Source organism: Alishewanella sp. WH16-1 (assembly GCF_001441695.1).
Taxonomy (GTDB): Bacteria; Pseudomonadota; Gammaproteobacteria; order Enterobacterales; family Alteromonadaceae; genus Alishewanella; species Alishewanella agri.
This window is the reverse complement of record NZ_LCWL01000106.1, coordinates 1-17,667: the sequence shown is the minus strand read 5'-3', so window position 1 is coordinate 17,667 and position 17,667 is coordinate 1. Positions and strand designations below refer to the sequence as shown.

Sequence of the window (17,667 nt, the reverse complement as noted above, 5' to 3'; positions counted from 1 at the left end):
GAACACAATGCGTAACAGTCTTTTAGTGTTAACAATGCTGGCTGCGTTCGGTATTGCTGATGCGCAAGCGGCAGCTGCCGAGGTAAAAGTGACATTCGAGCAGCCTGAAAAATTTACCGATATCCGGCCTACTAATGAATCTCGCAGCCGCTATGAGCAGAAAGTGCTGAAGTCGGTTGAAAAGATTTTTACTGATCTAGCGGCCAAAATGCCAGAGGGCTATCAGTGGCAGGTGACGGTAACCGATATCGATTTAGCCGGTGATGTTGACTACTTTGCCGGGCCAAGCGGCCAGGCGCTGCGTATTGTAAAAGATATTTATTCACCTGCAGTGCGCTTTAGTCATAGCCTGCGTGATAACTATGGTGAAGAAGTGTTAAGCGGTGAAGAAAAACTGCGGGATATGGCGTTCTTGCAGCGGTTAAGTAAAACCGGTACCCGTCCTGAATTTGAGCACGAACAGTTGATGTTACAAGACTGGTTTAATAAGACTGTGCAGCCGGCGGTTACGCAGCATGCGGCAGTTGCACCGAAAGTGAGCAACTAAAACAGGTTTTGCTTTCGCATATCATGACAACAGCCGGCAGTATAGCCGGCTGTTTTATTTTAAGTGTAAACCCGTGATGATAGCTTAAGCTTTTACCGCCAGCCGTAACTCAGCCAGAGTTTTATGCAGTAGCTGCAACTGCTGCACCACGCGTTGTAAAGTGGCAGTATTAAATTGCTGGCTGTGGCGCATTGCGGCGATTTGTTCCGCTGTTTCTGCCAGATAAGGCATAAAGCGATTGCTTTCAACCTTAAACCCCGCGTCTTTAGCAAACACCGCCTGATATTTCGCCTGGCCTTGCTGTTGTAGCTGCTCTAGCAGGGCATCGGCGTCTAACGCCTTGCGATAAAGCTCTTTCAGGTTTTCATCCAGCTGTTGTAACAGAGTATCCATAGCTATAAGTCTTTCCGGATTAAATACGGCTATTATGCCATAGCCTGTTTAGTGAAGCTGCCGGGTGCAGCATTTTTTCAGTTGCCCGTTTGCAATTGCGTACTTTTGTTATATTATATCGTCTCGTGGAAAACGGAGGGTTCGGTTGTGCTGGCAAAGGCAAGGCTATTATTTGATAAGTTCGGTATTATGGTCACATCGCTCTGTGCCATTCACTGTATTTTATTGCCGGTGATCCTGCCTGTATTACCGCTGCTGGGCTTAACCGCTGCCCATAACCATGCCTTTGAAGGCTTTGTGCTGCTATTTACCATGGTGCTGGGTTTTATTACGCTGTTTATCGGCTTTCATCGTTATCACCGCAAACTCTACCCGTTTTATTCGCTGTTTCTAGGTGGTTTTATTTACTGGCAGCGCGGTGCCTGGGGGCATGAGTACGAGCATTTAATTCTGGTGATTGGCGCCTCGCTCGTCGTGTTTGCCCATATTATGAATATGCGGCTTTGCAATCAGTGTAATAGCTGTGAAACCGATGATAAAAAACCTGCTTAAAGCAGGTTTTTTTACATCAGGTGGTTGTGGTTTTATGTCAGAAGCTTGCGGCTGCGCGCCGGATAATTAGTAAAAACCCCATTGACACCCAGCGCCTTTAGCCGCGCTAAATCATCTGCCTCATCTACCGTATAAACATAAAGCTGCAGTTGCCGGGCTTTGGCATCGGCAACCAGCGCCGCGTCGATAAAATCGGCATCACAGTGTACTGAGTACGCCTGCAATTGCGTAGCGAAGGCGCAATTGTCGATAGGCAGTGAAGCCGTTAGCGCACCGGTTTTTAGCTCAGGCCGCGCCGCTTTTACGGCGGCCAACAGTTTATGATTAAAGGAGGAAATCAGCAGGCTGTTAAGATCATAGTTCAGCTCGCGCTCAGCGCGCTGCAACAGTTTTAGCAAAGGTTCGAGCGTATCCGCTCCCTTTAATTCGATATTTAGCCAACAGCGGCCTTGTACCAGCTGTAGCACCTGCCACAATAGCGGGATCGGCTCGCCGGCACCGGCGTCGATAGTGGCCAGTTGTGCCAGGCTATGCTGGTAAATACTGCCGCGGCCATTGGTGGTGCGCTGCAGATGCGGATCGTGGATCACAATCAGTTCGCCTTCTACCGCAAACACATCCAGCTCGATAGCATCTGCGCCCTGGGCTAAGGCCTGGCGAAACGCCAGCAGGGTATTTTCCGGATACTCACCACTGGCGCCGCGATGCGCAATAATTTGCATCTTAGTCCGCCGTCTTGGCTGACTTAATATTGGCAAAGGCGGTGCCCATACGGGTCACTGTGCCCGGCTGTTGGTCAGCTAAAAAGTCGATGCTGCCATGCGGGAACGCCAGAATCACAGTAGAGCCCAGTTTAAAACGGCCCATCTCGGCACCTTTTTCCAGCCTGATGCTGTTTAAGCCCTCAGCCGGATATTGCCAGCGAAATACCTCTTTACCGGTCGGTGGTGTGACGGTGCCCGCCCAAACGGTTTCGATACTGGCTACGATAGTGGCGCCAACCAATACCAATGCCATAGGGCCGAATTCAGTATCAAAAATGGTTACTACCCGCTCGTTACGGGCAAACAGATCCGGGACATTTTCAGCGGTCAGCGGGTTTACTGAGAATAGCTCACCTGGTACATAGATCATCTCACGCAGGGTGCCGCTAACCGGCATATGGATACGGTGGTAATCTTTGGGCGCCAGATAAATGGTAGCGAATTTACCACCGGCAAAAGGCTCCGCCGTTTCGGCTTTACCGCCGAGCAGACTTTGCAGGCTGTAATCGTGGTTTTTTGCCTGCACCAGCTGGCCAGCGACGATATCGCCGAGCTGGCTGATGGCACCGTCTACCGGGTGCGCGACGATGGCAGGATCGGCGACCAGCGGCCGGATTCCGTCTTTCAGCGGCCGGGTAAAGAACTCATTAAAGCTGGCATAGTCACTGGCTTTTTCATGCCTGGCTTCCTGCATATTGATCTTATAGGCTTTGATAAACAGGCTAATCAGGGCATGACTGATAAAACCCAGTTTCGCTGCGGCCAGATAACCCACCAAACGTGATAACAGGTGCTTGGGTAACAGGTATTGCAGAGTGATTTTAAATTTATCCATAAGATGTCAGCTACTCGTATTAAAAGACTAAAAGTTAAAAATAATGCGGTTTATCCTGCGCCATACTGTGCAGGATTTTCTGGTAACTCTCGTAGCGTAGCGGGCTGATTTCGCCCTCTGCTACCGCATGCTGAATGGCACAGCCCGGATCGGTCAAATGCTTACAGTCGCGGAACTTACACCGGCCCAGCCAGGGGCGGAACTCGATAAAGCCGTTGGTCACTTCCTCCGGCGATAAATGCCAGAGTGCAAACTCGCGAATACCCGGTGAGTCAATCAGCTTGCCGCCTTCCGGCAGGTGATACAGCCGGGAAACCGTAGTGGTATGCTGGCCCAGACCCGATACTTCCGATACTTCCTGCGTCGCGGCCGCGAGGCCCGGCATCAGGGTATTCATCAGCGATGACTTGCCGACGCCCGACTGGCCGACAAAGATGCTGGTACCGCTATGCAGATACTGTAGCAGCTCGGCCATACCCTGACCGGTTTTGGCACTGACCAGTAGGCAGGCGTACCCCATCTGCCGGTACAGTTGCAGTTGTTGGTCGAGCGCCTGTTGTTCAGTTTCGGGTAATAAGTCGATTTTATTAATGACCAGTAGCGGTTTAATGCCGGTGATTTCTGAGGCCACCAGATAACGGTCGATAATATTTAACGACAGTGCCGGCATGATGGCGGAGACAATAATCATTAAATCGATATTGGCGGCGACCGGTTTTAAGCCATCATAAAAATCCGGGCGTAGCAGTACCGAGTGCCGTTCTGCCACCGCTTCAATCACGCCATCAATGCTGCCGGTCGGTTGTTTGCTGCGGCGCCAGCTGACCTGGTCGCCGGTCACCACCGAACTGATAGTGCGGCGCATATTACAGCGCACCACAGCACCGCTCGTATCTTCGACATCGGCATGCTGACCAAAGCGGCTAAGCACTAACCCCGGTTCCGGCGGGTGCAGTAGGGCGTCGTCCCAGTCACTGGCACTGGCTTTATTGCTGCGTTTTAGCCGCCGCTGCTCATTGTCGGCAATACGTTGATGCTGGCGTTGATTCAGGTGTTTTTTCTTGGTCACGGTTTACCGTTTTGCTGGCTTTAGCTATCACAGTTAGTTTCTGGCGTGTATCATACCCGTAAAGCGCCCGCGGACAAAGCCATCTGGCTTCGATATAGCTGAGGAAACTATGGCAGTAAATGATACTAATCTGATTTGGCTGGATCTGGAAATGACCGGCCTGGAACCGAAAACCGACGTCATTTTGGAAATGGCGACCATCGTTACCGACAGTCAGTTAAATATTCTGGCCGAGGGCCCGGTATTTGCGATTAAGACGGCGGACGAGATTCTGGATAATATGGACCCCTGGTGTGTAGAGCAGCATGGCAAAAGCGGTTTGACTGCCCGTTGTCGTGCCAGCACGGTGACGCTGGCAGAGGCTGAGCAGCAAACCATCGCCTTTTTAAGCCAATATGTGAGCAAGGACAAATCCCCGATGTGTGGGAACAGCATTGGTCAGGACCGGCGTTTTCTGGCGGAGTATGCGCCAGAGCTGGAAGCCTTTTTCCACTATCGTAATTTAGATGTCAGCACGGTAAAAGAACTGGCGCGGCGCTGGCATCCTGAGGTGCTGCAGAAGGTACAAAAGAGCAGCAGCCATCTGGCGCTGGACGATATTCGTGAGTCGATTGCTGAATTAGTCACCTATCGCCAATATTTTTTTCGTTTACCCTGAAAAAAACCTTGCATCGGGCGACTGATTTTGTAAAATGCGCGCCATCAGACGCAAGATTAACCTCGTTAATCACTGCGACCCGATGCGAGTTTAGCTCAGCTGGTAGAGCGCGACCTTGCCAAGGTCGAGGTCACGAGTTCGAACCTCGTAACTCGCTCCAAATTCAACACAAAGCAGCCTACTGGCTGCTTTGTCGTTTCTGGTTACTGGGCAGCTGGCAGCAACGAAGCTATGCTTGCCAAATAAGAATTTTTTGTTAAATTTTGCGCGGGTCTGACGCTGCCGCGCTATACTCAGGCACTATCGATAAGCCGTTGTAGAGGACTGCGTATGGTTAAGTCCCCTTGTGTGCGTAATTGTTGTCTGGATCAGCAGGACTGTTGCCTTGGCTGCGGCCGTTTACTCAGTGAAATTACCGAATGGCATCAGGCCTCAAGCGCCCGACAGCAACAAATTTGTGTGCTGGCGGCAGCTCGCCAGGCACAGCGTGATGCCCAACTTAGCCAGCATCTCTGGGCAAGCCCTTCTGAATAATCCGCACTAGTCTTTCGGTACTGCGTGGTAACAGATTCTGCGCCAGATAGCTTTTTTGTTTTTGTTGTTGCAAAGCCCACTCAATATGTTCGGCAACCAGCGGTGTCGCTGTTGGCAGTGCCTGTTTGAGCGTGGCGACAATTTCCGGCTGGTAGGGGGCATTACCCAGCGCCACTACCAGGTTGCGCTGCCAGCGTTCAAAACCAATACGCCGGATAGCACTGCCTTCGGTCAGGTGCAGGAAGGTCGCTTCGTCCCACTGAAATAATGCCAGCAGCGATTGATCCTGCCACTGTGGCCGGCGTTGAAAATCCGGCTCCGCAGTCAGCGGCGCCTGCCGGTTCACCGGGCATACCAGCTGGCAGTCATCACAGCCATAGATACGATTACCCAGTAAGGGTCTGAATTCCGTTGGAATGGCGCCTTTCAGCTCAATTGTCAGATAGGAGATGCAGCGGCGGGCATCAACGACATAGGGCGCAACGATAGCGCCGGTAGGGCAGCTGGTAATACAGGCGACGCAGCTGCCGCAATCGCCGGGGTGTGGTTGGTCAACCGGCAGTTCCAGATTAACCAGTAACTCGCCGAGAAAAAACCAGGAACCGGCTTCTTCAGCCAGCAACAAACTGTGTTTCCCTATCCAACCCAGACCGGCTTGCTGCGCTAAAGGCCGTTCTAAAATCGGCGCCGAATCGACAAAGGGCCGGCCGTCCAGATCCGAGATCAGGGTGGCAATTTTTTGTCCCAGTTGCTTTAAGCGGTTACGCATTAATTTATGATAATCGCGACCCAGCGCATAGCGGCTGATATAGGCCTGGCTGGGGTCGGCCAGATTCGTGGCAAAGGCCGCCGCTTTAGGCAGGTAATCCAGGCGCACGCTGATTACACTTAAGGTCCCCGGATGCAGCCCGGCAGGTCTGGCGCGCAACATGCCATGCTCTGCCATATACTGCATTTCACCATGGTAACCGGCGTCCAGCCACTGCTGTAAACGCTGTTCTTGTTTTGCACCCAGCTGTGGCCGGCTAATGCCACAGGCCTGAAAACCCAGCTCTTTGGCCCAGGCTTTAATCTGATTGCGGATCTGTTCTGCTTGCATGTTATAACGCCTGTTAAGAAGGCTTTATATTATCACAACTTACTTTTGGCAGCCGCGTTGTGTCACTAACCGGAACTAATCGGCAACTTAGACGTCCAATGGCGGTATTTTATTGGTTTTACTGGCTGTCTGGCTTGTTCCTTTGTTACCATAGCCAGCCAGAAAGTGATATCAAGCACGGTAGGATCAGATAGTGAGTCAACACCACCTTACACTGCAATCAGAAGCTGCTACCCTGGCCCTGGCGGCAAGATTAGCCGGCCTGTTGCATGGTGGTATGGTGGTGTTTTTGCAAGGTGACCTGGGGGCTGGGAAAACGACCTTTTGCCGTGGGCTGATTCAGGCGCTGGGGCATCCGGGCGCGGTAAAAAGCCCGACCTATACGCTGGTCGAACCCTATCAGTTGGCGGAGTTGCAGGTATATCACTTTGATTTATATCGGCTGCATGATCCGGAAGAGCTGGAATTTATGGGCATAAGGGATTACTTTAATCCAAACAGCTTATGTTTAATCGAATGGCCGGAGCGGGGCGCCGGTTATTTGCCGCAAGCCGATTTACAATTACAACTGACTCAGCAGGGAGAACTGCGCACTTTGCAGTTAGTAGCGGGCAGTCAGGCAGGCAGTAAAATAATAACGATATTGACGGATAATGAGCAAAAATAACGCGCTGTCACTGCTGGTTCTGGTTTTAATCTGTTTATTTGCCGCACCGTTGGTGCAGGCAAGCGCGCAGGTACAAAGTGTGCGGATTGCTCCGGCATCGGATAATACGCGGGTGGTCTTTGATTTGGCATCGGCGCCGGATTTTAAATACTTTACCCTCGATAAACCTGATCGTTTAGTGATTGATCTCAGTAACGTACGAGGTAGCCCGGCGTTACCAGCCAGCAACGGGCAATCGCCGTTGATTAGTGGCATTCGTAGCAGTGGTGGTCAGGGCAAGATGCGTATTGTGCTCGATCTGACCCAAACGATAAAGCCGAATGTGTTTGCGTTAACCCCGGCGGACAGTTTCGGGCACCGGCTGGTTGTCGATCTACCGCTGACGGCCAGCGCTGCGGCCAGTAGCGCTAATGCCAGCCAGGCCAGTCGTCCTGTGGCAACAACTCCAGCCAATACTACGCCGGCCAGAACACCGGTACCTGCCAGTATTCGGGCAGCGCGCGATATTATTATTGCCGTAGATGCCGGGCATGGTGGAAACGACCCTGGTTCTATTGGTCCTTCCGGCACTTTTGAGAAAAACCTGACCTTGCCATTAGCCAAAGCCTTGGTTGAACGTTTTAACCGTGAGCCTGGTATGAAAGCGGCGCTGGTGCGTACCGGCGATTATTATATTCCGGTCAATAACCGCACTGATATTGCCCGGCGGTTGCAAGCCGATCTGTTGATTTCAGTACATGCCGATGCTTTTACTTCGCCACATCCGCGCGGCGCTGCCGTCTGGGTTTTATCACTGCGTCGCGCTACCTCAGAAGTGGGCCGGATGTTGGAACAAACCGAGCGTCACGGTGAACTGTTAGGTGGCGTGGCCGAGGTGATTAAAGACTCGGCCAATGAACGCTATCTGGCACAAACGGTACTGGACTTGTCGATGAATCATTCGATGGTCACTGCGCATCAGGTGGCGAATCAGGTGTTATCTGAAATGGGTAAAATTACGACCTTGCATAAGCGCGAACCGCAGGCCGCCAGTTTAGGGGTATTACGAGCGCCCGATATTCCATCGATTTTGGTTGAAGTGGGTTTTATTTCCAATCCACAGGAAGAGCGCTTATTACGGACGCCTGGCCATCAGCAAAAACTGGTGCAATCCATTTTTAATGGTGTGCGCCGGCACTTTGAGTTGTCGCCACCGGCAGATTCGTTGTTCGCCCAGCGTCGGGCGAAAGAACACCGTGTTCAGGCTGGCGAATCGCTGTCACTACTGGCGCAACGTTATAATGTGTCGATAGACGAGTTACGAACGCACAATCAGTTACGTTCTGATAGCCTGCGTATCGGTCAGGTGTTACGGATCCCCTGAGATGCCCATTCAATTATTGCCGCCGCAGCTGGCGAACCAGATTGCTGCCGGTGAAGTGGTAGAGCGCCCGGCATCAGTGGTAAAAGAACTGGTAGAGAACAGCCTGGACGCCGGTGCGACGCAAATCGAGCTGGAAATAGAGAAGGGCGGCAGTAAGAAAATCCTGATCCGCGACAATGGCAATGGTATTGCCGAGCAGGAACTGGTGCTGGCGTTAAGCCGGCATGCGACCAGTAAGATCAGTAGCCTGGCCGATTTGGAGCAAATTTGTAGTCTCGGCTTTCGCGGTGAAGCTCTCGCCAGTATCAGCTCGGTATCCCGGTTAACTCTGACCTCAAAACCGGCCGCGCAGGATAAAGCCTGGCAAGCCAGTGCTGAAGGCCGTGACATGGCGGTGCAGGTGCGGCCCGCTGCCCATCCGGATGGCACCAGTATCGAAGTGCTTGATCTGTTCTTCAATACCCCGGCCCGGCGGCGTTTTTTACGCAGCGATAAAACCGAATTTAGTCATATTGATGAGCTGGTCAAACGGCTGGCGCTGAGCCGGTTTGATGTTAGCTGGTCGTTAACCCATAACGGCCAGCCGATACGCCGGTTACCTCTGTGCCAGCATCAGGGCGCGCGGCAAAAGCGCTTAGCGGCGATCTGTGGCCGGGCTTTTGCTGAACAGGCACTGTGGATTGAAAATCAGTATCAGCAAATCCGCCTTAGTGGCTGGATTTTGCCGCCTGCCGCTTGCCAGACACAGGCCGCCTGCCAGTACAGTTATGTTAACGGCCGGATGATGCGGGATAAATTGCTGAATCATGCGATCCGGCAGGCGTACGGTGAACAACTCAGCGCCGAACAACAACCGGCCTTTGTGTTATATCTGGAGTTAGCGCCATCCGAAGTGGATGTTAATGTGCATCCGGCAAAACATGAGGTGCGTTTTCATCAGGCGCGACTGGTACATGATTTTGTGGTCAGTGCTTTAGCAGATGCGCTGCAGCAAAGCTTGGCAATAGCGGCGCCACCCAGCACAGCGCAAACCGGCATCAAGCCTAGCCCTACCTCAGCGGAGCCGGTTGCAACTTGGCCGGCTATCACTAAAGATAACCATTATCAAAGGCCGCTGCAGGCGGATAGCAACAGTCCTGCTGGGCGAAGCGTCGGTGAAGGGCGACTGCAATTCACTGCTCAAAATCCGGTGGGCAAGGTCAATTCTTCGCAGCGAAGCAGCTTAACGGGTGGCCCTGGCAAAGAGGTTAACACTAGCACCGTTAACGCTCAGCTGACGTATCTGGCCAGTAGCACTGCACAAGCCCTGCCGCAAAAGGCGCAGGGTTCTTACCTTCTGGTTGAGAACCGCTATGTGCTCTGGTCAGAGCAACAGCAATTATATCTGCAAGATCTGACGCAAGCTGCGGCCCTGGCATGGCAGCAGCAAGTAGTCAGCGCGCCCTTATTGTTACCGCTGCGGCTACAACTGATAACACCGGAATTAGACTGGCTGCTGCAACAAGCTGCGGCACTGGAAGAGCTGGGTTTTGATCTGTTGATCAGAGATAATACCGCCATTATCCGGGCGGTACCGCAGTGGTTGCGACACACGGCGATCAGTGACTGGTTTAGTTTAATGCTGCAGCAAGGTCGCCAAGCACAGCAAGCGGTCACAGCGACAGCGCTATTAGCGCTACTACTATCAGCCAATTTTCTGCAGGCAGAAATTTTGTTAAACTCTTTTTCACAGCTCTTAACATCGCAGCATCCGACGGCACAACTGCTGAATGTTGCCGCCTGGGCAGACAGCTTACCGGAGCGCGGTCATGGCAGTTGAACAGCCGGTGATCTGTATTATGGGGCCCACCGCCTCAGGTAAAACGGCACTGGCAATAGCGTTAAAACAGCATTTGCAAACAGCCGAGTTAATCAGCGTTGATAGCGCGCTGGTGTATCGGGGCATGGATATTGGTACCGCTAAACCCGATGCGGCAGAGCAAGCGGCAGCGCCGCATTATTTGCTGGATATCCGTGATCCGGCTGACAGCTACTCAGCGGCGGATTTTCGTGCCGATGCGCTGGCATTAATTGCTGACATTAGAGCGCGGGGTAATACACCGATTCTGGTTGGTGGCACTATGCTCTATTTCAAGGCGTTATTGCAGGGCATTTCCAGCTTACCGGCCGCAGATCCGGCAGTACGGGCGGAACTCGAAGCCGAAGCGGCTGTCAAAGGCTGGACAGCGTTACATGCAGAGTTAGCCTTAGTGGATCCCGTATCAGCAAGCAGGATCCATCCGAATGATCCACAGCGGATTAACCGGGCGCTTGAGGTATACCGGATTTCCGGGCAAAGCTTGACCGAACTGACCGCAGCCGCCGGTGAGCCGCTGCCTTACCCGGTACGGCAATTTGCGATAGCGCCGGTTGATCGTGCCCTGCTGCATCAGCGTATAGAACAACGCTTTTTGCAGATGTTAGCGCAAGGCTTTGAACAGGAAGTGCGACAGTTATATCAACGCGGCGATTTGCATCCGGACTTACCGTCGATGCGCTGTGTCGGCTATCGTCAGATGTGGGATTATCTGGACGGTAAAATTGATTATCCGACCATGGTCAGTCAAGGCATCGCAGCAACCCGGCAGCTGGCAAAACGTCAGTTGACCTGGCTGCGTAGCTGGCCCGATTTGATCTGGTTAAAAACAGAAGCAGAACTGTCAGAAAACTTGCAAGCTGTCATTTCTTCGCTAAGCTAAAAATGGCAGCAAAAATTTCACGTTTAACAACTTGAAATAAAAAAAATAATACCTATATCAGGCATACTTAATAAAAAAGGAAAGCGTGACATGGCAAAAGGCCAATCATTACAAGACCCATTTTTGAACACCTTAAGACGGGAACGCATTCCTGTTTCAATTTACTTGGTGAATGGAATTAAATTGCAGGGGCAGGTTGAGTCTTTCGATCAGTTCGTAATTTTGCTGAAAAATACAGTCAGCCAAATGGTTTACAAACACGCCATTTCTACCGTGGTACCAGCACGTGCAGTCAATACGATGACCAGCCAGAGTGGTACTGCCGACGATAACGAGGATGTTGAATAATTAGCGGAGTAACAGCGCTTGTTTGATCTGGCTGAGCCGGCTGAGCAAGCCGTACTGGTACACGTTAATTTCCCGCAGGAACACTCAACCGAGGATCTGCAGGAGCTACGGATGTTAGTGGCTTCTGCGGGTGTGGTTGTGTTGGGAGAATTATCCTGCAGTCGACAGGCTCCTGATGCCAAACTTTTTATTGGTTCGGGCAAGGCTGCCGAGCTCGCCGCCCTGGTCGCTGACACGGGCGCGACAGTGGTGATTTTCAATAACGAGTTAAGTCCGAGTCAGACACGAAATCTGGAGCGTTTGTGTCAGGCGCGGGTTATTGATCGCACCAGCCTGATCCTGGATATCTTTGCCCAACGCGCCCGAACCTATGAAGGCAAGCTGCAAGTCGAGCTGGCGCAGCTGCAACACCTCGCATCCCGCTTAATCCGTGGTTTCGATAATGAGCGGCAAAAAGGCGGTATCGGTTTGCGCGGTCCGGGTGAAACCCGCTTGGAAACTGACCGTCGGCTGTTGCGCGACAGAGTAAAGGCGTTAAAAATCCGGCTGGATAAACTAGGCCGGCAGCGTGAGCAGGGCCGTCGCGCCCGGCAGCGGTCAGAGCAGCCGGTACTCTCCATCGTTGGCTACACCAATGCCGGCAAATCAACCTTATTTAACCGTCTGACCACCGCGGATGTTTATGCGGCTGACCAGCTATTTGCGACGCTCGATCCGACGCTGCGTCGTATTGAGCTACCGCAGTTTGGCGAGGCGATCCTGGCCGATACCGTTGGCTTTATCCGGCACTTGCCACATGATTTAGTGGCCGCATTTAAGTCAACCCTGCAGGAAACCCGGGATGCCGATTTACAGCTACATGTGATTGATGCCGCCGATGCCCGACGGGCAGAAAATATGCGGCAAGTGCAGCTGGTGTTAACAGAAATTGACGCTGCTGAGGTGCCACAATTACTGGTTTACAACAAAATTGACCAGTTAGCGCAGTCTCCCCGTATTGATTATAACGAACAGGGGTTACCCGAGGCAGTTTGGTTATCCGCGAAAACCGGTGCCGGTCTGGATTTGCTGCAACAGGCAGTTATCCAGTTACTGTCACAGCAGCATTTGCAGCTTGTACTGCGTCTGCCGCCGCGACTTAGCCAAATTCGGGCACAGTTATTTGCCTTACAAGCAGTGCAGCATGAGCAGTATCAGGAAGACGGTAGCTGTGAGTTGAGCGTAAAAATAACGGCAGCGAACTGGGCCCGATTGTTAAAGCAATGCGAGCAGTCGCTGGAAAACTATATCGTCAGGCCGCCAGTTTTTTGATACATTAACCTTTGACAGCAACTTTATAAGTGGAGTTAAGCATGGCTTGGAATGAGCCGGGCAATAACGGCAAGAATAACGACCCCTGGAAGCAAGGTGGTCGGGATCAAGGCCCGCCCGATTTAGATGAAGTGTTTCGCAATTTCGGTAAGAAATTTGGCGGTATCTTTGGCGGTAAGGGTAATAACACCGGCGGTAATGGTGCCTCTGCACTGATGACGGTGATTATTGTTGTCGCCCTACTGGTATGGGGCCTGAGCGGTTTCTATACCATTAAAGATGCTGAACGCGGCGTTGTCCTGCGCTTTGGCCAGTACCACACTGAAGTGGGCGCTGGTATCCATTGGAAACCCACCTTTATTGATACTGTGACCCCGGTTAACACTCAGGAAGTTCGTTCACTGCGCACTGATGGTTTTATGTTAACTCAGGATCAAAACCTGGTTCGGGTGACCTTTGAAATTCAATACCGCATTTTCAATGCCCGCCAATACCTGTTCTCAGTAGTGGATGCCGATCGTAGCTTACGCGAAGCCACTGATGCAGCACTACGTTTTGTGATTGGTCATTCTATTATGGATGACGTTCTGACCCGTGGCCGTGAAGTCGTGCGGCAAAATACCCGTCAGGAACTGGAAAGCATTATTCAGCCTTATAACATGGGGCTGACGCTGGTGGATGTTAACTTCCGTGATGCCCGGCCACCGGAAGAAGTGCGTGATGCTTTCGACGATGCCATCAAAGCGCAGGAAGATCAGGAGCGTTTCGTGCAAGAAGCAACGGCTTATGCCCGTGAAGTGGAACCGCGCGCCCGTGGCCAGGTCAACCGTGTAATGCAGGAAGCCGAAGCCTATAAACAGCAAATTGTCTTGAAAGCTCAGGGTGAAGTGGCCCGTTTCGAACAGCTGTTGCCGCAGTACCTGGCTGCGCCACAAGTGACCCGGGATCGGATGTATCTTGAGACGATGGAACAGGTTTACAGCAGTACCTCGAAAATTCTGGTTGATGTCAAAAACAGCAACAACCTGATGTATTTGCCGCTGGATCAGCTAATGAAACAAGGCGCCGCCAGTGCGACCAATACTCCGGCCAGCCAGCCGGTGCGCCCAAGCCTGGATAGCAGTAATGCCCCAGTGCAGCAAGTGCCGGTTCGCAGCAGTTCACCACGCAGTGCAAGTGGGAGGTAACATCGGATGAAGAATTTTATTATTGCTATTATAGTTGTGGTCGCGCTGATTGTGGTATCTGCCATTTTCGTCGTGCCGGAAGGGCAGCGTGCCATTGTCACTCAGTTCGGCAAGATTCAGCGTGATGCAGAAAACCAGGTCCTGATCTATGAACCGGGTTTGCACTTTAAATTGCCGGTAATCCAGGAAGTGCGGAAACTTGACGCCCGGGTGCAAACTCTGGACGATCAGGCAGACCGTTTCGTGACCGCTGAGAAAAAAGACCTGTTAGTGGATAGCTACGTTAAGTGGCGGATTAAGGACTTTGGTGCTTTCTTCTTATCTACCGGTGGTATTAAGTCCCAAGCTGAAGTGCTGTTAAAGCAGTATATCAATAACGGATTACGGACCGAGTTTGGTAGCCGCACCATTCAGGAAATTGTCTCTGGCGAACGGACCCAGTTAATGCAAAGCGCCTTATCGCAAGCGGCGCAGGCAGCCAATGAGCTGGGTATCGAAGTGATTGATGTGCGGGTAAAGCAAATTAACCTGCCAACCGAGATCAGTGATTCGATCTTTGCCCGGATGCGTGCTGAGCGAAAAGCGGTAGCCGATGAACACCGCGCCCGTGGCCGGGAGCAGGCAGAGATTATCCGTGCCGATGTTGATGCCCGCGTTACCGTTATGCTGGCGGATGCCGAGCGGAATTCGCGTACCGTGCGCGGTGAAGGTGATGCGACAGCAGCAAAAGTCTATGCTGATATGTATAGTAAAAATGCCGAGTTCTATGCTTTTGTACGCAGCTTAGAGGCGTATCGCAACAGCTTTAATTCGAAGAATGATGTGTTGGTGGTACAACCTGACAACGATTTCTTCAAATATATGCGTTCTGATAAAGTTAGCAACTAACCGCTGTTTGACCGATAGAAAAGGCCCTGTATGGGCCTTTTTGCTATAAAACCGGTTCGGACAAAGCCAGAGGGTAGGGTATGTATCAACAGTTTTATCAACATTTTCTTGGCGCTAACCAAGGCAAGCAACACTTTGCCTGCCATTCTCATCACTATTGGCCGGACGTAACCCGCGATGCGCAGTTGGCCTACTGGGATGACAGTGCGCGCTTGGTGGATGATAAGTGGCAGCTGATCTTTGGTCAGAAAATTCCGCATACACAACAGCTTATCGCTGATGTCCTAAACTTGCCACAGCCGGAACAAATTGTGTTCGCCGCTAATACGCACGAGTTCGTGATGCGACTGCTCAGCTGCTTCGATTGGCAACGGCCGTTAAGAGTACTGACCACTGACAGCGAGTTTTACAGCTTTCAACGCCAGATTAAGCGTCTAAGCGAGTTAGCTAATATAGACGTGGTACAGATCCCAACCGAGCCCTTTGCCACTTTTAGCGAGAGATTTACCGCAGCCGCCGCTGCCGATGATTATCAGCTGGTGTTTTGCAGTCAGGTATTTTTTAACTCTGGCTATGCGATTGCCGATCTGCCAACCTTTGTCAAAGGTCTGGCAGAGGTAACGACAGCGATGCTGGTGATTGATGGCTACCATGGTTTTATGGCTTTACCGACCGATCTGGCAGAAATTGCTGAGCGGATTTTTTATCTGGCGGGCAGCTACAAATATGCGCAGGGTGGTGAGGGCTGCTGTTTTATGGCAGTGCCCACAGGTTGTCAACTGCGCCCACTCTATACCGGCTGGTTCGCTGAATTTGGTACTCTGGCGGCACAGAAATCGGCTTTAGTGCTGTATAGCGAGGACGGTTACCGCTTTGCTGGTGCGACTATGGATTTTACTGCTTTGTACCGTTTGGAAGCCGCTTTGTTGCTGTTTAAACAACAAGGTATTACGGTGGGCAGGATCCATCAGTATGTGCAGCAGCTGCAACAGCATTTTTTAACCTTAATCGATAAGCTTGAGCACCCGCTGTTAAACCGTAGTAACTTGTTGTTATCTGAACCGGCACACGGACACTTTTTTACCTTTCGGCTGGCTAGTGCCAGTCAGGTCGCAGAACTGGCCGCGCATCTAAAACATCATGCTATTGAGACAGATTACCGTGCAGATCGGTTGCGGTTTGGTTTTGCCTTGTATCAGAACGCTGATCAGTTCGATTTATCTTGCCTTAAATCCTTATAAATCAATTAGTTTAACTGGCCATGAAAAATCATGGCCTTTTTTTCGTCTGGACGGCTGAAACTTCGGCGGGCTTTTGTTAAAATCCACGCCTAATTTTTTCCGTGATGTGGGAACCATGGCTAAGAACGTCGTTGTGCTCGGCACCCAATGGGGTGACGAAGGTAAAGGTAAGATTGTTGACTTATTAACCGATAAAGCCAGCTATGTGGTGCGCTATCAGGGCGGCCATAATGCCGGGCATACATTGGTGATTAACGGTGAGAAAACGGTATTGCACCTGATCCCGTCCGGTATTTTGCGTGATAACGTAAAATGTGTGATTGGGAATGGCGTAGTGTTATCACCGGAAGCTTTCTTAAAAGAAATGACCATGCTGGAACAGCGCGGCGTGCCGGTTAAAGACCGTTTACTGGTTAGCGAAGCCTGCCCATTAATTCTGCCATTCCACGTTGCTCTTGATGTTGCCCGCGAAAAAGCCCGTGGCGATAAGCCAATCGGTACTACCGGCCGCGGTATTGGCCCGGCTTATGAAGACAAAGTTGCGCGTCGTGGTTTGCGGGTAGGTGATTTGTTTAATCCGGAACTGTTTGCTGAGAAGCTGAAAACAGTAATGGATCTGCATAACTTTACCCTGACCCAATATTATAAAGTGGATGCCATTGATTATCAGACCACGCTGGACAATGCGCTGGCAATGGCCGACTTACTGAAATCGCTGGTGGTTGACGTCACTGAGCTGTTAGATCAGGCGCGCAAAAACGGCCAGCGCATTATGTTCGAAGGTGCGCAGGGCACGCTACTGGATATTGACCACGGTACCTATCCTTACGTCACATCCTCCAATACAACGGCCGGTGGCGTAGCAACCGGCTGTGGTTTTGGCCCGCGTTATCTGGATTATGTGTTGGGTATCGTTAAAGCCTACACGACTCGCGTCGGTTCAGGCCCGTTCCCAACAGAGCTGGATTGCGCCATCGGCGAACACCTGGGCGTAAAAGGTCACGAATTTGGTGCCACTACTGGCCGTAAACGTCGCTGTGGCTGGTTTGATGCCGTGGCTGTGCGCCGTGCCGTGCAGCTGAACAGTATTTCCGGTTTCTGTTTAACCAAGCTGGACGTACTGGATGGCCTGGAAACAGTGAAAATCTGTATTGGCTATCGTCAGCCTGACGGCTCTGTATTACAGACGCCGCCTCTGGCTGCAGAAGGCTTTGAGCTGGTGCAACCGGTCTACGAAGAAATGCCCGGCTGGAGCGAAACGACCTTTGGTATTCAGCAACTGGAGCAATTGCCACAAGCGGCCCGTAACTATATCAAGCGGTTGGAAGAAGTGACCGGTGTGCCAATTGACATAGTGTCAACTGGCCCGGATCGGGTACAAACCATTGTGCTGACCCATCCATTCGCGAATTAAGCGCTGAATCGTCAAATAACGCTGCCACCTGGCAGCGTTTTTTTTACGTGCGCCGGGCA

The 17,667-nt window shown here is 51.7% G+C and carries 19 protein-coding genes and 1 tRNA gene; 15 read left to right on the top strand and 5 right to left on the bottom strand.

All coding sequences use genetic code 11. The annotated features are described in order from the left end of the window. Positions 1-7 precede the first annotated feature (7 nt). On the top strand, positions 8-547 hold the full coding sequence (locus tag AAY72_RS10995; RefSeq protein ID WP_008984483.1) for a DUF3016 domain-containing protein: 540 nt from the start codon (positions 8-10) through the stop codon (positions 545-547). Positions 548-631: 84 nt separating this feature from the next. Here AAY72_RS10995 and AAY72_RS10990 read toward each other — a convergent pair whose 3' ends face one another. Further along, complete coding sequence (locus AAY72_RS10990; protein WP_057787507.1) at positions 632-940, bottom strand: hypothetical protein; 309 nt, start codon at positions 938-940, stop codon at positions 632-634. Between the two features lie 147 nt (positions 941-1,087). Here AAY72_RS10990 and AAY72_RS10985 point away from each other — a divergent pair, with 147 nt between their 5' ends. Further along, a complete protein-coding gene (locus AAY72_RS10985) occupies positions 1,088-1,492 on the top strand; it encodes a MerC domain-containing protein (protein ID WP_040291739.1) in 405 nt (134 codons plus the stop codon). Positions 1,493-1,524: 32 nt separating this feature from the next. Here the strand turns inward: AAY72_RS10985 and AAY72_RS10980 are convergent, their stop codons facing one another. Genes AAY72_RS10980 through rsgA form a run of 3 tightly spaced genes read right to left on the bottom strand, consistent with a single transcriptional unit; the run spans position 1,525 to position 4,160 of the window. Then, positions 1,525-2,214 carry a glycerophosphodiester phosphodiesterase family protein gene (locus AAY72_RS10980; protein ID WP_057787505.1) on the bottom strand — a complete coding sequence of 230 codons (690 nt, stop codon included), beginning with the start codon at positions 2,212-2,214 and terminating at the stop codon, positions 1,525-1,527. A 1-nt stretch (position 2,215) separates the two neighbouring features. Further along, entirely contained in the window at positions 2,216-3,091 is an 876-nt protein-coding gene (gene asd, locus AAY72_RS10975; protein ID WP_057787503.1) for an archaetidylserine decarboxylase, read from the bottom strand. Between the two features lie 34 nt (positions 3,092-3,125). Further along, entirely contained in the window at positions 3,126-4,160 is a 1,035-nt protein-coding gene (gene rsgA, locus AAY72_RS10970; protein ID WP_057787501.1) for a small ribosomal subunit biogenesis GTPase RsgA, read from the bottom strand. 109 nt (positions 4,161-4,269) lie between these two features. Between rsgA and orn the strand changes: the two genes are divergently transcribed. The 3 genes from orn (at position 4,270) to AAY72_RS16540 (ending at position 5,352) form a co-directional block, all read left to right on the top strand. Then, entirely contained in the window at positions 4,270-4,818 is a 549-nt protein-coding gene (orn, locus tag AAY72_RS10965) for an oligoribonuclease (RefSeq protein ID WP_057787499.1), read from the top strand. 84 nt (positions 4,819-4,902) lie between these two features. Then, positions 4,903-4,978: transfer RNA gene (locus AAY72_RS10960), tRNA-Gly, on the top strand. A 170-nt stretch (positions 4,979-5,148) separates the two neighbouring features. Continuing rightward, positions 5,149-5,352 (top strand): DUF1289 domain-containing protein, encoded by a 204-nt coding sequence (locus tag AAY72_RS16540; RefSeq protein ID WP_008984476.1) that lies wholly within the window; start codon positions 5,149-5,151, stop codon positions 5,350-5,352. Here the strand turns inward: AAY72_RS16540 and queG are convergent. Beyond that, positions 5,318-6,451 (bottom strand): tRNA epoxyqueuosine(34) reductase QueG, encoded by a 1,134-nt coding sequence (queG, locus tag AAY72_RS10955; protein ID WP_057787498.1) that lies wholly within the window; start codon positions 6,449-6,451, stop codon positions 5,318-5,320. The two genes, AAY72_RS16540 and queG, sit on opposite strands and share 35 nt — an antisense overlap. A 193-nt stretch (positions 6,452-6,644) precedes the next feature. On the opposite strand from queG, the gene tsaE reads away from it, so the two are divergent. The 10 genes from tsaE to AAY72_RS10905 all read left to right on the top strand — a co-directional run bounded on the left by tsaE (position 6,645) and on the right by AAY72_RS10905 (position 17,608). Further along, the gene (gene tsaE, locus AAY72_RS10950) at positions 6,645-7,118 is read left to right on the top strand and encodes a tRNA (adenosine(37)-N6)-threonylcarbamoyltransferase complex ATPase subunit type 1 TsaE (RefSeq protein ID WP_008984474.1); all 474 of its coding nucleotides are present in this window, start codon (positions 6,645-6,647) and stop codon (positions 7,116-7,118) included. Further along, positions 7,105-8,481, top strand: coding sequence for an N-acetylmuramoyl-L-alanine amidase (locus AAY72_RS10945; protein WP_057787496.1), 1,377 nt, complete (start codon positions 7,105-7,107; stop codon positions 8,479-8,481). The genes tsaE and AAY72_RS10945 overlap by 14 nt, the downstream gene beginning before the upstream one ends. Before the next feature lies 1 nt (position 8,482). Continuing rightward, entirely contained in the window at positions 8,483-10,300 is a 1,818-nt protein-coding gene (gene mutL / locus AAY72_RS10940) for a DNA mismatch repair endonuclease MutL (protein ID WP_057787494.1), read from the top strand. Beyond that, complete coding sequence (gene miaA / locus AAY72_RS10935; protein ID WP_057787492.1) at positions 10,290-11,219, top strand: tRNA (adenosine(37)-N6)-dimethylallyltransferase MiaA; 930 nt, start codon at positions 10,290-10,292, stop codon at positions 11,217-11,219. Before mutL ends, miaA begins: the two co-directional genes overlap by 11 nt. A 90-nt stretch (positions 11,220-11,309) precedes the next feature. Continuing rightward, positions 11,310-11,567: an RNA chaperone Hfq gene (gene hfq / locus AAY72_RS10930; RefSeq protein WP_057787491.1), complete on the top strand. Its 258-nt coding sequence runs from the start codon at positions 11,310-11,312 to the stop codon at positions 11,565-11,567. 18 nt (positions 11,568-11,585) lie between these two features. Continuing rightward, the gene (gene hflX / locus AAY72_RS10925; RefSeq protein ID WP_057787489.1) at positions 11,586-12,878 is read left to right on the top strand and encodes a ribosome rescue GTPase HflX; all 1,293 of its coding nucleotides are present in this window, start codon (positions 11,586-11,588) and stop codon (positions 12,876-12,878) included. Positions 12,879-12,919: 41 nt separating this feature from the next. After that, entirely contained in the window at positions 12,920-14,065 is a 1,146-nt protein-coding gene (gene hflK, locus AAY72_RS10920; RefSeq protein ID WP_008984468.1) for an FtsH protease activity modulator HflK, read from the top strand. Positions 14,066-14,071: 6 nt separating this feature from the next. Next, positions 14,072-14,953 carry a protease modulator HflC gene (hflC, locus tag AAY72_RS10915; RefSeq protein ID WP_057787487.1) on the top strand — a complete coding sequence of 294 codons (882 nt, stop codon included), beginning with the start codon at positions 14,072-14,074 and terminating at the stop codon, positions 14,951-14,953. 80 nt (positions 14,954-15,033) lie between these two features. Then, complete coding sequence (locus tag AAY72_RS10910; RefSeq protein WP_008984466.1) at positions 15,034-16,194, top strand: aminotransferase class V-fold PLP-dependent enzyme; 1,161 nt, start codon at positions 15,034-15,036, stop codon at positions 16,192-16,194. Positions 16,195-16,309: 115 nt separating this feature from the next. Next, positions 16,310-17,608: an adenylosuccinate synthase gene (locus AAY72_RS10905; RefSeq protein ID WP_057787485.1), complete on the top strand. Its 1,299-nt coding sequence runs from the start codon at positions 16,310-16,312 to the stop codon at positions 17,606-17,608. Positions 17,609-17,667: the final 59 nt, after the last annotated feature.

Excerpts from the sequence above, each read along its gene's own strand:
- miaA (WP_057787492.1), top strand. The coding sequence starts at position 10,290 with ATGGCAGTTGAACAGCCGGTGATCTGTATTATGGGGCCCACCGCCTCA.
- AAY72_RS10910 (WP_008984466.1), top strand. The coding sequence starts at position 15,034 with ATGTATCAACAGTTTTATCAACATTTTCTTGGCGCTAACCAAGGCAAG.
- asd (WP_057787503.1), bottom strand. The coding sequence starts at position 3,091 with ATGGATAAATTTAAAATCACTCTGCAATACCTGTTACCCAAGCACCTG.
- AAY72_RS10980 (WP_057787505.1), bottom strand. The coding sequence starts at position 2,214 with ATGCAAATTATTGCGCATCGCGGCGCCAGTGGTGAGTATCCGGAAAAT.
- AAY72_RS10990 (WP_057787507.1), bottom strand. The coding sequence starts at position 940 with ATGGATACTCTGTTACAACAGCTGGATGAAAACCTGAAAGAGCTTTAT.
- hfq (WP_057787491.1), top strand. The coding sequence starts at position 11,310 with ATGGCAAAAGGCCAATCATTACAAGACCCATTTTTGAACACCTTAAGA.
- orn (WP_057787499.1), top strand. The coding sequence starts at position 4,270 with ATGGCAGTAAATGATACTAATCTGATTTGGCTGGATCTGGAAATGACC.
- mutL (WP_057787494.1), top strand. The coding sequence starts at position 8,483 with ATGCCCATTCAATTATTGCCGCCGCAGCTGGCGAACCAGATTGCTGCC.
- queG (WP_057787498.1), bottom strand. The coding sequence starts at position 6,451 with ATGCAAGCAGAACAGATCCGCAATCAGATTAAAGCCTGGGCCAAAGAG.
- AAY72_RS10945 (WP_057787496.1), top strand. The coding sequence starts at position 7,105 with ATGAGCAAAAATAACGCGCTGTCACTGCTGGTTCTGGTTTTAATCTGT.
- AAY72_RS10995 (WP_008984483.1), top strand. The coding sequence starts at position 8 with ATGCGTAACAGTCTTTTAGTGTTAACAATGCTGGCTGCGTTCGGTATT.
- hflC (WP_057787487.1), top strand. The coding sequence starts at position 14,072 with ATGAAGAATTTTATTATTGCTATTATAGTTGTGGTCGCGCTGATTGTG.
- AAY72_RS10905 (WP_057787485.1), top strand. The coding sequence starts at position 16,310 with ATGGCTAAGAACGTCGTTGTGCTCGGCACCCAATGGGGTGACGAAGGT.
- AAY72_RS16540 (WP_008984476.1), top strand. The coding sequence starts at position 5,149 with ATGGTTAAGTCCCCTTGTGTGCGTAATTGTTGTCTGGATCAGCAGGAC.
- hflK (WP_008984468.1), top strand. The coding sequence starts at position 12,920 with ATGGCTTGGAATGAGCCGGGCAATAACGGCAAGAATAACGACCCCTGG.